The sequence below is a fragment of the Thiocapsa sp. UBA6158 genome (assembly GCF_002423035.1).
Lineage (GTDB): Bacteria > Pseudomonadota > Gammaproteobacteria > Chromatiales > Chromatiaceae > Thiocapsa.
In genome coordinates, this window is the sequence record NZ_DIUM01000070.1 from 70,480 (window position 1) to 82,244 (window position 11,765).

Here is an 11,765-nt window from a genome sequence, read left to right on the forward strand (position 1 = left end):
CGAGCCAATAGGCACGAATTCAAGCGGCTCATGCATGACCCGGCAGGAGTGAGCGATGCTGCGATTCGAAGGGATCTTCAAGGAGTATGGCGGGACACCGGCGCTGGCGGGTGTCGACCTCGAGGTGTCGGAGGCGCAGACCACCGTCCTGATCGGCCCGAGCGGTTGCGGAAAATCCACGCTGCTGCGCCTCGCCGCCGGCCTGATCCGGCCCGACCTCGGCCAAGTCTGGTTCGAGGGCGCCCGGCTGGCGGGCAACCTGCGCCCTGCCCGTCTGCGCATGGGTTACATGATCCAGGACGGCGGACTGTTTCCCCATCTGAGCGTACGCGACAATGTCACCCTGATGGCACGCCGGCTGGACTGGCCGCGCGAGCGTCGCGAGCAGCGTCTCGCCGCGCTTGCGGACCTGGTGCAACTCCCGACTGCGATGCTGGCGCGCTATCCGATCGAACTCTCCGGCGGACAGCGCCAGCGCGTCGCACTGATGCGCGCGCTCATGCTCGACCCGGATCTGCTGCTGCTCGACGAGCCGCTCGGGGCGCTGGACCCCATGATCCGCTTCGAGCTGCAACGCGAGCTCAAGGCGATCTTCGCCCGACTCGGCAAGACGGTGCTGATGGTGACACATGACTTAGCCGAGGCGGTCTTTTTCGGGCATCGGATCGTCCTGCTGCGTGCCGGTCGGATCGTCCAGCAGGCCGAGCCGCGGGTGCTCCTGGACAGCCCCGCCGAGCCCTTTGTCGCACAGTTCGTGGCGGCGCAACGCGAGCCGCAGCGGGTTTTGTCGGGAGCGGGAGGGTGAGGCGCGGCATCTTACGAAGGGCCTCCAGCCGCCGGGCTCCAGCCACCGGGCTTGCGCTTGTGACGCTCGTTGCCTTGCTGCTCGCGCTCGGACTCGTCGCTTGGTCGGCCGAGTCGTCTGCCGAAGAATCCACACCCCGCCCCGTCACTATCGGGTCGAAGAAGTTCACCGAGTCGGTCATCCTCGGCGAGACGCTGCGCCTGCTCGCACTCGACGCCGGCCACCCGGCGCGTCATCGCGCCGAGCTGGGCGGGACGCGCATCCTCTGGGGTGCGCTGCTGAGCGGCGAGATCGACATCTATCCGGAATACAGCGGCACGCTGGTTCGAGAGATCCTCTCCGGCGAGGACGTGTCCTCGCCGGAGAGGATGGAAGCGACACTGGCGGCCCGCGGAGTGCGATCCTCGGCGTCCTTGGGCTTCGAGAACACCTACGCAATCGCAGTCCCCGAGCCCTTGGCGGAGCAGCTCGGCCTGCAACGCATCTCCGATCTGCGTGAGCATCCGGATCTGCGGCTCGGCTTCAGCAGCGAATTCCTGGAGCGCGCCGACGGTTGGCCGGGGCTACGCCAGCGCTACCGACTCCCCCAGACCCGCGTGCAGGGTCTGGATCACGACCTGGTCTATCGCGGGGTCGACGCCGGGCATCTCGACGTGACGGTGGTCTACACCACGGATGCCGAGATCGCGCGCTACGGGCTGCGAATGCTCGACGACGATCTGGGCTATTTCGAGGACTACCAAGCAATCCTGCTCTATCGCGCGGAGCTGGCCGAGGAGGCGCCGGCCGCCGTCGCTGCCTTTCGCCGTCTCGAAGGCGCGATCGACGAATCCACCATGGCGGGCATGAACGGGGCGGTGAAGCTCGAGGGCGATTCCGAGCAGACGGTTGCCGCTCGCCTCTTGTCGGAAGGACTCGGGCTCGAGGTTACGCTCTCCGGTCAAGGCTTTTGGAGCCAACTCGGCCAGCGCACGCTGGAGCATCTGGGTTTGGTCGGGGTCTCGCTCGGTGCGGCCATCCTCTTCGCCGTACCGCTCGGCGTGCTGGCTGCACAAAACGCTCGGCTCGGTCATCTGATCCTCGGCATCACCGGGGTGATCCAGACCATCCCCTCGCTCGCACTCTTCGTCTTCCTCATCCCTTGGCTCGGGATCGGCTGGCTGCCGACGGTGGTCGCGCTCTTTCTCTACAGCCTGTTGCCGATCGTACGCAACACCCACGCCGGTCTGATGGACATCCCGGTGCCGATCCGCGAATCGGCCGACGTCCTCGGGCTGACCTGCTGGGCACGCCTGCGCCTGATCGAGCTGCCGCTCGCCGCCAACACCATCCTGGCCGGGATCAAGACCTCGGCCGTGCTCAATGTCGGCACCGCCACCGTCGCGGCACTCATCGGCGCCGGCGGTTACGGACAGCCAATCCTCACCGGGATTCGCCTTGACGACACCGCACTCATCATGCAGGGTGCCGTCCCGGCTGCACTGCTCGCGCTCGGACTCCAAGGGCTTTTCGAGTTTGCCGAACGCTGGGTGGTGCCACGCGGGCTGCGCTTGAAACCGACGGACGGGGTCAGGGCCGAGGCGGATCCCGATCACGAAAGACCCGGGCCTTGAGCGTGCCGAGTCTCCTTGCCGCGGCTCGGGCCGGCGACTAACCTTCGAATCGACAACGGCTCGAGCACCCCATGCGATCTCACCGAGAGCGACCACAGCCATGATGCCCGCCCACCATCCTTCGGCCGTCTGCGATACCGACCATGTCGATCAGCGTGTCTTTCTGCGCGACGTCGGGTGGGACGACTATGAGGCCATCCTCTCCGCCCGCGGGGACGACGGCGGAGTCCGCATTACCTATTTCAACGGCGAGCTGGAGCTGATGACACCTTCGGTCGATCACGAATCACTCAAGAAGCGGCTTGCCCGTCTGCTCGAGACCTATGCAGAGGTTAGGAACATCGAGCTCGAAGGCTACGGCTCCTGGACCCTGAAGGAAAAGGCCAAGCGGCTCGGTGCCGAGGCCGACGAGTGTTATCTGGTGGGCCCGGTCCGTCGGACGCCGAAGGTCCCGGATATCGCGATCGAGGTGATCTGGACCAGCGGCGGTGTGGACAAACTCGCGGTCTATCGCGGACTCGGAGTCCCCGAGGTCTGGTTCTGGGAGGACGGCACGTTGCGCTTCTTCGTCCTGCAGGACGAGACCTATCTCGCCGCGACGCGCAGTCGCGCACTGCCTGAGCTCGATCCCGCGCTCATCGTGCGCTGCATGGGTGAGCCGACCCAGACACGCGCGATCCGGGCGTTGCGCACCGCGCTGCTCGGTACCCCGGCGGCGCCGGATTCCGGCCAATGAGCCGATTCCAGACCCCCGACGAGGTCGAAGCCGCCTTCTACGGCGCCTTCCAGACACTCGACATCGCCCTGATGGGAGCGGTCTGGGCGGAGCAACCAAGCCCGGTCTGCGTCCACCCCGGCGGCGATCTCCTGCAGGGTCGCAGCGAGGTCCTGAACAGTTGGCGCGAGGTCCTGACCGGGGCCGAGCGCCCCGACCTGCAGTACCGCGTCATCCAACGCACGGCGGCCGACGGGCTTGCCGTGCATCTGGTCGAGGAGCTGATCCGCCCGAGCCGCTCGCGCGAAGAGCCCAACCGAATCCTGGCGATGAATGTCTACCGTCAAACGGGCGAGGGCTGGCGGCTGACGGCCCATCACGCCTCCCTGCCGCTCATGCGCAGGCGACCCGAGACAACGCCGTCCGAGGCTCCGAAGGCGCGGATGCATTGAAACTAAACCGCGCCCCTCGTGGTATGTGGTGTTTTTGGATGGGATCGGCCCCGGCGGACTCGACTTTACTCAAGCTGACTTCGCCCGGAGACCCACGGCCAAACGATGACACCCAAATAGAGCACAACGGCAAGCGGCATGACCGGCCAGGTCGGAACGCTCAGCACCCAAAGCGTCGCCCCGCTGATCAAGCACCAGGCGAGCGGGATGATCGACAGCAGCCAGCGCAGCGGATGACGGATCATCAGAAGCAGACCCAGTGTTGCAAGAGCCGTCGGATCCGGTGCGCTGCCGAAGACCTCCAGACCATACCAGGGGCGGCCTGAAAGGAGCCCGAGCAGGGGTTGCAGCGCCAGGGCGAAGAGAAGGATCCAGAGCCCCGGACCGTGATTCCGATCCGTAGCCTCCGGCGAGCCCAAGATCGGACCCCACCCGAGCACGACCGCCATGAGGACGCCCTGCAACACGAAGCCCATCCCGAAATAGATCCCCGGCCAGCTCAAGGGCGCGTACCAGTGGATCTGAAAGACCCAGCCGACCCAGATCCAGCAGGCCGCGGTCAGAAGAAACGGTGCCCGGAGCACCCATCCGTCTGCCCGCCGTGCCGTGAACAAGGCCGTGAGCCCCATCGCCAGCCCGATGATCGGCGCCGGCCAGACCCCGATGTTGTAGCGCTCGAACAGCCTGAAATAGGTCTCGCGCGAAAACGGAATCAGGTCGACGAGGGAATAGCTCAAGAGGTCCATCAGAGTGCGGCGACATCGGCGGCCATCCGACGGCGCAGCGCCGCATCCGGCATGTCGCCGCGCGCGGCCGCCATGTTCTGCTCCATATGGTCCACGCGGCTGGTCGCCGGGATGGCACAGGTCACGGCCGGGTGCGAGACGATGAACTTCAGCAGGACCTGCGACCAGTCGGTGCAGTCGATCTCGCGCGCCCACCCCGGCAAGGGATGACGCTTGACACGATCGATCAGCGAACCGCCTTGGAAGGGCCGATTGGCGATCACCGCGATCCCCCGCTCCGCGGCCAGCGGAAGCAGGCGGGCCTCGACGTCGCGATCGGCGATGTTGTAGGTCAACTGCACGAAATCAATCGGCTGCGTCTCCAGAATCTGCGCAAGCTCGGCATGACGGCGCCCGTGCGAGGTGGTGACGCCGATAGTGCGCACCGTCCCGTCGGCCTTCATCGCCGAGAGGGTCTGCAGATGGCCCTGCCAGTTCAGCAGGTTATGGACCTGCAGCAAATCCAGACGCTGCAGGCCCCAGAGGCGCTCGGAGGTGGCGATCTGCTCGAGCCCCTCTGCGGTCGAGGAGGTCCAGACCTTGGTCGCCGAGAATAGACCCTCGGGGCGATCGAGCCGCGCCAAGCAACTGCCGACGACCGCCTCGGCCGTGCCGTACATGGGCGAGGAGTCGATCATGCCGCCGCCTGCCGCGAAGAAGGCACGCAGGACATCGGTGCGCGCATCGCGCGCCACCGGGTCACCGCCGACGTTGAAGCTAATCCAGGTTCCCATGCCGACGACGGGCAAGGGCTCGCCGGTCGAGGGGATGGGCTTGGTGATGGGCTGCCCGTCCGCCGCCCACGCCTTGTCCGGCTGCACCAGAAAGGACAAAGGCGCAACCGCGAGGGCCGCAAGGAAGGCGCGCCGACTCGATACGCAAGATCGATCCATAGACATCCTCCAGGTACTGTCCGCCGAGCGGACTCGAGCATTCCGCAGTTTGACCATGATCGTGGGGATGGTTGCACAGAGGACATCGATGAGGGTGCCGGTATCGGGGCGCGCACGTACACTACCCGCCAGGCTAGACCAGTGCGTTGACAAGGCGGACACTCACGGAGCGAGGCGCGATCGCATCCCCTCCAAAGAGCAAAACCCTTTCCGGTCCTTTATGCCCTTCATGGTTCGCATTAAAAGGCATCGGTATGACCAAAACCGAACTGCTCGAATTGATCGAGAACGGCGAGAGTTCCGGCGTGGAGCTCAAGCGCGTCGACGTGCGCCCGAAGCAGCTCGCCAAGGAGAGCGTGGCGCTGGCCAACTTTCAGGCGGCGTGATCCTCCTCGGTGTGGAAGACGACGGGGCCATCACCGGCATCCGGCGTGAGCATCTCGAGGAGTGGGTGATGGATACGGTCTTCGGGCGTTAGGTGCATCCGACGATCCTGCCGTTCTTCGAGACGGTGCAGACGGACGCCAGTCGCCGGGTGGCCGTGATCTCGCTCACGCAGGGCACGGCCAAGCCCTACGTGGTGCGCGATAAGGGCCGGGATGAGATTGACGTGCGCGCCCGGAGCACGTCGCGCAAGGCATCGCGCGAGCAGCAGGCGGGGCTCTTTGCACTCGGGGCATGCTCCACGCGGAGCTGCTGCCGGTGTCCGGAACGGCGCTTCAGGATCTCGACCTGGATCGACTGCACGACTGTCCCGGGTGCTCAATGACCCGGAGATGCCCCCGCTGATCCGGCCGCCTGGACGAAACGCCTCACGGGCCTGGGCTTCATGACGGAGCGAGCGGGCGGCGAGGCGGTGTGCACCATCGCCGGTACCCTGCTTTTCGGGCGTCGGCCCCGCTGGGCGCTGCGTCAGACCGGGGTGCGCTGAGATCCGCAGCCCGGGCGCTCTGCAGAACCCCATGACCGTGGAGAAGATGCTGGCCGGACAGCGCTCGCCCGCAACCCCCTGATCGTCGACGTGCTGCGTGACTACGGCTATGTCGATGCACGCGGCATGGGGGTACGATGCAAGATCGTCCCGCTATTGCGGCAACACAGCGGAGTGGATCCGGAGTTCGAGGCGACCGAGGACTATCTCCTGGTGCGGTTCTGGCGGGATGTCGAGGCCCGAGCGAGGGCATCCGGGCGACGGCCGACGGAATCCATGCCGATCCGGTCCAGAACCGCGGGCCCGTTCCTGCGGACCTGACGGCGATCCCGATCTAGCCTTTATGAGGCGATGCCTGTGCTGTCGAGCAGACCCGACGTCCCGGCCGTCCCGAGATTCAAGGCATAACGGCTATGCTTGCGCTGCCCGGTGCGCACGAGCGCGCCCTTGGCGACCAGGTTCTGGAGGTCGCGGGTCGCGGTAGCGCGCGACGTACGGGCGATGGCGATATCGCTTTCGGCGCTCAAGCCCCCGACGAAGCCCTCGGGCCCCGCCCGGAACACCCGGGCGAGCCCCTTATCCCGGCGTGCGTTCATCTGATCCCGAAGCCGGTCGTAGAGCTTGGCTTTGCCGATCAGAGCGATGACCCGCGCGCGTGTAATCCAGCGCATCCAGGACGGCATGGGAGAAATAGCCCAGCCAATCGTCGATGCGATTGACCTTGTTCGCCCGCTCCAGTGCGGCGTAATACGCCTTTTTGTACCGCTCGACCCGACCGTTGCCGTCCTCGAACGGGTGAATCGGGGCGAAATAGAGGTGGGCAATACCCGCACGTGTCAGGGTCGGCAGCGAGCGCTTGCCGGTCGGGGCGCTTGCTGATGCCGAGCAGGCGCTCGCGCCCGCCGGTGGCGTGCTGTCGCGGCACCAAGCCGAGCCAGGCGGCCAGCGCGCGCCCGTTGCCGAACAGCGTCGGATCCTCTCCCACCGCCGCCGACAAGGCCGTCGCGCACTGCGCGACGATGCCCCGGATCGTCATCAGGCGCTGTGCTGCTCCGTGACCTCGGTTGACGATGTTCGATCACATCGCTCATGGTGCCCGCTCAGGGCTCGTTGGGGGAGCGGGGCGGACCATCCCAATACCCTACCGGCCGAGCTTATGAATAACGCCGGACGATGCTGTCGCCCTCGCGGCGCATCAAAACCCCGTCGGCATCGATCTCGAGGTCACGGGGCAACCGCACGGCCTGATTTCTCCCGTTGCGGAAGAACCGGGCAGTCCCTGACTGAACAGGGTCCGATTCAGATGCTGAAGGTTGGCGGTCACTTATGGATGCCTCTTGCACCTATGCGAGACGCATAGGTTTACGTCCAGCGCCTCCGCGGCGCGGACGCGACCTTTCTGTTCTCAGCCACATCTCGCCTCTCCTCAAGGCCCGATCGCCGAGGATTCCGGGCGCGATTTGGGCGCCGTTCAGCCACACAAACAAAAGCCGGCACAAGGCCGGCTTTTGAGCTTTTGAGCTTTTGAGCTTTTGAGCTTTTGAGCTTTTGAGCTTTTGAGCTTTTGAGCTTTTGAGCTTTTGAGCTTTTGATAAATTTGGAGCGGGAAACGAGATTCGAACTCGCGACCCCAACCTTGGCAAGGAGATTGCTACCTTATTGACCACGGCGATACACGGAAAGATTAGCACGCGAGCGGCTCGGAGCAACACGGAATTACGCGGACCCTCCGCGAATGTGCGCAGAAAACTAAGCCCCTCTCTCCCTGGAAATGTCGGGAAGTCGGGAAGGTAGGGTTAACCCATTGCCTTGATTGAGAAAATACCTTCCCGACAGGGCTTTTCGGGTCGGGAGGATAAGTCGGGAAGGTTGGCGACCTGATCGGAACCTGAAGGCAGCCTGTCCCAAAACGGAAGCGCTTCCGTTTTGGGACAGATCAGAACCTGAAGGAGGTGTTGACCGAAACTCACGTGAGTTTCGGCGGAGGGCTAACTACAGGGGTGTGGTCAGCTCGGGTCGAGTTGGGCGGTTTGATCTTTTAGGCGATCTTCGAGCGCGTCTAAGTGTTGGCGCTCGTTGGATGAAATCGCGTCCATCAACCGCGCCACGGCCGCCAATGACAAGCTCTCATCGCTGGCGATAACGCCTCGTTCCCGAAGAGCAGACTCGAACGCAGAGACCAGTTCCAAGGGACTATCTATGTCATCAAACCGGCCTGAATCCGACATCGGAATCAGTACGCTTAACATCCGCGGGACTGCATCGGGGTCGTTGACCTTGTTACTCATCGATCGGGCTCCGGGTGTGCCCGGGCATGCCGGGCGGGTTGGCGTGCGTCTGGATCCGAACCACGCAAGGGACTGGATCGGCAGACCCGCCACGCGGGCGGGTCTCGGGTTGAGCTCGAATCAGCTCAGACCAGGACGGCGACCCCGAAAGCGTCGGGGCCTTCAGCGTTGGCGATGTGTCCGCAGTCGAACCCCTCGCCTTCCGGTGCGACCCGGTAGCCAGATTCGGACACCAGCAGGACGGCGGATCGCCAGTCGAGCGCGGATCCGATCCGCTGCAAATCGCCCATATTGCCCTCCGCGTCGAACGGGACGGCGACCACGTCGCGCGGGGTGCCGTCGAGATAGGATTGATCGTTGCTCATTCGTCCTTGCTCCTTGAGGTTGCGCCCGGCCGATGCCGGGCGGGTTGGTCAGTCTTGCAGGTCCAGCGGATCGAAGTCTTCTGCTCCGCCCTCGAATCGCGCGAAGGCGATGCACTGCTCGTCGGTCGCGTCATGCCCTCCCGGCCTGAAGAAGTTGCCCGCGAAGACGAACGCCCGGCCGTTGCGCTCGAACATTTTGAAGGATGTCGCAGGCTTGCCCCGCAGATTCACGCGGGTCTTGTCCTCGATCCTGTAGTTCTCCACGTCGGTCATGACCTTGCCCTCATTGCTCCGATCTGCGAAAGAAACTCGATGTCTTCCCGTGCCGGGTGATCCGGTGCGCAGAAAATAAGCGCGATGCTTGCTGAAAACAGCCGATCCGCTACCTCGTTCCACCGTTCCAGGTGCCATACCCCGCCGACGATCGCATCTATCATGTGCTCGCTGTCGCTCATGCCGCCTGCTCCTCAGCGGCGAGCTGGTCGACGGCCGTGATGATTGCCGCCTTCGCCTTCAGTCGGGCGGCGGCGATGCGCTCCTCCCGAGCCAGCGCGGCGGCTTGCTCGGCTTCGCGTTCGGCGATGCTGGCGTCCAGTGCGATGCTCAACAGACCGGCGGCGACTTCCGCGGCCGTCTCCCCCGTATCGGCGGCGATGCGGGCCAGGGTCGTTTCGCGTTCGGCGGTCGCAACCTCGTTGAAGGCGTCGGCGAACTCGAGTAAGCGGCTCGACAGCAGGTGTGCCGCAGTCGCGATGCCTGACAGGCGATCGCGCTCGAAAGGTGTGTCGTCCAGCCCGCTTTCTTCGATGTCGAGCGTCCGGTTCAAGCCTTGCAGCGCCCACGCCAGTTGCCAAAGCTCACTCATGCCGCTGAATTGTGTTGCGCTCATGAGCTCGCCTCCATCGGGGTCAATCCTGCATGGGCTCGGGTCGCCAAGCGGGTCAGTTCGGCGGCGCGACCGTCCGGGGCGGTCGTGACCATGTGCAGGATAGCGTCATGCCATCGGTGCGCGGCGACGACATCGGCGGCGCGCACGGGGTCACAGCGTAAGCCGTAGCGCACGACTCCGAAGAGTTGATGTGACAGGGCGATGCCCTTGTGAGCGAAGTCATCGCCGTCGATCGGCTTGCCGCAGCGCTGCATCTCGCCGACGAGATCGCGCGCGAGGAGGATGATGGATCGGCTCGGCTGGCGTTTACCTTCCATGTCGGCGACCTCCCAAGATCGAACGGCGGCGGCGAACGCCGATAAACCGCAGCGCGGCTTCGATGCGAGCCAGTAGGGCCCGGGCCTCGGACAGCTCCCGGCCTTGCATGCCGGACAGGCACCAGGCGACGGACGCGCGAAGAGTGCGCAGTGTGCGATGGTCTCGACGCGCAAGGGCGTCTGATGTCATGCGGTGCCAAGTCGGCACGCGCAGTGATATATCATGGCTGGTAGCCATTGCCGAACCTCCGTTACAGGTTGGTGATGGTCAGGCATCCTCGGGCGTTGGCGCGCCCCTGGATGCCGATCTCCTCTACTTCACTTCGTCTTCGCGGTTCTCTTCCCCTCCCTCAGTTTCTTGCAGATGTCTCGGACCAGCGGTCTCGACTCCGCAGGCACCCACTCCGTAACCGACACGAACCCTTCGGCTCGCATCCGATCCCGCCATTCAGCCATGCGGACGCGGGTCGGTTTCCGTTTCTCGGTATCGGTAACATGTGACATATGCCGAGTGTAACAGCGTGCGGACGGAAGTCTACATACCGTTCGTCGGTTTTTGCGCTCGGCGATGGATCCTCAAGGGTGCGCGCAAGGTGGCGTCGGCGCTGGTGATTTCTGCGGGTGCAGTCGGAAGGCATGACCCGATCCAGGTTGGGTTCGGTCTCTCCCTGAATCTCGCTTTCCGCTTCGGTCTCGACAGGCGATTCAGTGGATTCAGGCGTTGCTTCCTGGGTGTTTTGGGGTTCAGGTACTTCTTCAGTGTCGGTTTCTTTGATGTAAGAAACCTCATCAAAGTACCGATCGCCCCATGACTTAACGTCAAGACGGAAGCGCTGTGGGCTGCGGCTGTCGCACATGTCCAAGGCGTCGGAAGGCGTGACCTGATCCAGGAGGGGTTCGGGTCTCCTTGCGGATAAGGAGAGCGGACATCGGCGAACCCATGCGCAGATGTCGCGGCTCAAGGTTGAGCCGTGAGATTGCCCGGGCTCACTGCGCAGCGCTGCGCAGTGAGCGCAACCGGGGCACGGCACGGGTCAAGCGGGCGGTGCGGTCATCCTGAAGCGCGTAGAGCGGGCGCGCTTCGCGTTGACGGCCGCGGGCGGGGGCGGTGGGTCCAACATGCCGGCCAGGACCGTTGCGCGCTGCAGCGGCTTCCGGGTGGTCGCAGGCTTGCGGATCAAGGCGGCGTATCGGGGCATCGGTCAATCCTCTCGGCTCGGCGGGGCGGTGGGACCAGGCGCAGATGTGACCGGCGGGCGGCGGCGCGGGCCTCCCGGTCGAGCCGGGCCTGCTCCGCTCGGAACCAGGACCGGAACAGCTCGACGGCGGTGTCTTCGTCGGTCATGCGCACGTCGAACCCGCCCGAGTCGTTGGCGGCGAGCAGCAGCCCGTCAAGGTGCAGGGTCAGGGCGGGGTTCATCGGCGTCTGTTCGTCGTGCGCGGTGCGCGGCGGCCTCGATGGCGGCCGCTCGGGTGATGGTCTCGAGTGTGCTGTAACGGAATCGACATCCAAGGCACTTGCGGCGGCGCCTGATGGCGTCGGCGCCGGCTTGGCGGGTCTCCAGTACTGCCGTGTGTTCAGACCCGCAGAGGGGGCAAGATGCGCTCAATGTACGGCCTCGGTGGTGGGTGCCGACTTTGCGACCGGGTCGGCGCCGGGAGGCCGCGGAGGAAGTCGCGACCTCGCAGCCGTCCAAAACTGCCCGCGCCAA

19 protein-coding genes and 1 pseudogene are annotated in these 11,765 nt (G+C 65.0%); 7 read left to right on the plus strand and 13 right to left on the minus strand.

Annotated elements, in window-relative coordinates:
• Window positions 1-55 precede the first annotated feature (55 nt).
• The 4 genes from B4N44_RS10320 (at window position 56) to B4N44_RS10335 (ending at window position 3,585) form a co-directional block, all read left to right on the plus strand.
• Window positions 56-805 (plus strand): ATP-binding cassette domain-containing protein, encoded by a 750-nt coding sequence (locus B4N44_RS10320; protein ID WP_296700307.1) that lies wholly within the window; start codon window positions 56-58, stop codon window positions 803-805.
• Window positions 806-864: 59 nt separating this feature from the next.
• Entirely contained in the window at window positions 865-2,418 is a 1,554-nt protein-coding gene (locus B4N44_RS10325) for a glycine betaine ABC transporter substrate-binding protein (RefSeq protein ID WP_296700310.1), read from the plus strand.
• A gap of 100 nt (window positions 2,419-2,518) precedes the next feature.
• Window positions 2,519-3,154, plus strand: coding sequence for a Uma2 family endonuclease (locus B4N44_RS10330; protein ID WP_296700313.1), 636 nt, complete (start codon window positions 2,519-2,521; stop codon window positions 3,152-3,154).
• Window positions 3,151-3,585, plus strand: a complete 435-nt coding sequence (locus B4N44_RS10335; protein WP_296700314.1) for a YybH family protein — start codon at window positions 3,151-3,153, stop codon at window positions 3,583-3,585. Before B4N44_RS10330 ends, B4N44_RS10335 begins: the two co-directional genes overlap by 4 nt.
• Before the next feature lie 65 nt (window positions 3,586-3,650).
• On the opposite strand, the gene B4N44_RS10340 is transcribed toward B4N44_RS10335, so the two are convergent.
• Together B4N44_RS10340 and B4N44_RS10345 are read right to left on the minus strand one after the other, a co-directional pair.
• Window positions 3,651-4,322, minus strand: coding sequence for a DUF6064 family protein (locus B4N44_RS10340; RefSeq protein ID WP_296700317.1), 672 nt, complete (start codon window positions 4,320-4,322; stop codon window positions 3,651-3,653).
• Window positions 4,323-4,330: 8 nt separating this feature from the next.
• Window positions 4,331-5,263, minus strand: a complete 933-nt coding sequence (locus tag B4N44_RS10345; protein ID WP_296700320.1) for an aldo/keto reductase — start codon at window positions 5,261-5,263, stop codon at window positions 4,331-4,333.
• 254 nt (window positions 5,264-5,517) lie between these two features.
• On the opposite strand from B4N44_RS10345, the gene B4N44_RS10350 reads away from it, so the two are divergent.
• The 3 genes from B4N44_RS10350 (at window position 5,518) to B4N44_RS10360 (ending at window position 6,515) form a co-directional block, all read left to right on the plus strand.
• On the plus strand, window positions 5,518-5,649 hold the full coding sequence (locus tag B4N44_RS10350; protein ID WP_296700322.1) for a helix-turn-helix domain-containing protein: 132 nt from the start codon (window positions 5,518-5,520) through the stop codon (window positions 5,647-5,649).
• Between the two features lie 92 nt (window positions 5,650-5,741).
• Entirely contained in the window at window positions 5,742-6,032 is a 291-nt protein-coding gene (locus B4N44_RS10355) for a hypothetical protein (RefSeq protein ID WP_296700324.1), read from the plus strand.
• Window positions 6,033-6,284: 252 nt separating this feature from the next.
• Window positions 6,285-6,515: a hypothetical protein gene (locus tag B4N44_RS10360; protein ID WP_296700326.1), complete on the plus strand. Its 231-nt coding sequence runs from the start codon at window positions 6,285-6,287 to the stop codon at window positions 6,513-6,515.
• 20 nt (window positions 6,516-6,535) lie between these two features.
• Here B4N44_RS10360 and B4N44_RS10365 read toward each other — a convergent pair whose 3' ends face one another.
• From B4N44_RS10365 to B4N44_RS19940, 11 genes and pseudogenes are all read right to left on the minus strand, one after another.
• On the minus strand, window positions 6,536-6,877 hold the full coding sequence (locus tag B4N44_RS10365) for a hypothetical protein (RefSeq protein ID WP_296700329.1): 342 nt from the start codon (window positions 6,875-6,877) through the stop codon (window positions 6,536-6,538).
• On the minus strand, window positions 6,771-7,043 hold the full coding sequence (locus tag B4N44_RS19935) for a Fic family protein (RefSeq protein WP_414718139.1): 273 nt from the start codon (window positions 7,041-7,043) through the stop codon (window positions 6,771-6,773). The genes B4N44_RS10365 and B4N44_RS19935 overlap by 107 nt, the downstream gene beginning before the upstream one ends.
• A 13-nt stretch (window positions 7,044-7,056) precedes the next feature.
• A pseudogene (locus B4N44_RS10370) lies at window positions 7,057-7,239 on the minus strand (transposase); the annotation flags it as partial.
• A 961-nt stretch (window positions 7,240-8,200) separates the two neighbouring features.
• Window positions 8,201-8,482 (minus strand): hypothetical protein, encoded by a 282-nt coding sequence (locus B4N44_RS10375; RefSeq protein ID WP_296700331.1) that lies wholly within the window; start codon window positions 8,480-8,482, stop codon window positions 8,201-8,203.
• A 125-nt stretch (window positions 8,483-8,607) separates the two neighbouring features.
• Window positions 8,608-8,847 carry a hypothetical protein gene (locus B4N44_RS10380; RefSeq protein ID WP_296700334.1) on the minus strand — a complete coding sequence of 80 codons (240 nt, stop codon included), beginning with the start codon at window positions 8,845-8,847 and terminating at the stop codon, window positions 8,608-8,610.
• A 48-nt stretch (window positions 8,848-8,895) separates the two neighbouring features.
• On the minus strand, window positions 8,896-9,120 hold the full coding sequence (locus B4N44_RS10385; RefSeq protein WP_296700337.1) for a hypothetical protein: 225 nt from the start codon (window positions 9,118-9,120) through the stop codon (window positions 8,896-8,898).
• Entirely contained in the window at window positions 9,117-9,302 is a 186-nt protein-coding gene (locus B4N44_RS10390; protein ID WP_296700339.1) for a hypothetical protein, read from the minus strand. The genes B4N44_RS10385 and B4N44_RS10390 overlap by 4 nt, the downstream gene beginning before the upstream one ends.
• Window positions 9,299-9,736: a hypothetical protein gene (locus B4N44_RS10395; RefSeq protein ID WP_296700342.1), complete on the minus strand. Its 438-nt coding sequence runs from the start codon at window positions 9,734-9,736 to the stop codon at window positions 9,299-9,301. The genes B4N44_RS10390 and B4N44_RS10395 overlap by 4 nt, the downstream gene beginning before the upstream one ends.
• A complete protein-coding gene (locus tag B4N44_RS10400; protein ID WP_296700345.1) occupies window positions 9,733-10,053 on the minus strand; it encodes a hypothetical protein in 321 nt (106 codons plus the stop codon). Before B4N44_RS10400 ends, B4N44_RS10395 begins: the two co-directional genes overlap by 4 nt.
• Window positions 10,054-11,230: 1,177 nt before the next feature.
• Window positions 11,231-11,473 (minus strand): hypothetical protein, encoded by a 243-nt coding sequence (locus B4N44_RS10405; protein ID WP_296700348.1) that lies wholly within the window; start codon window positions 11,471-11,473, stop codon window positions 11,231-11,233.
• Window positions 11,445-11,765, minus strand: coding sequence for a hypothetical protein (locus B4N44_RS19940; protein ID WP_414718138.1), 321 nt, complete (start codon window positions 11,763-11,765; stop codon window positions 11,445-11,447). The genes B4N44_RS10405 and B4N44_RS19940 overlap by 29 nt, the downstream gene beginning before the upstream one ends.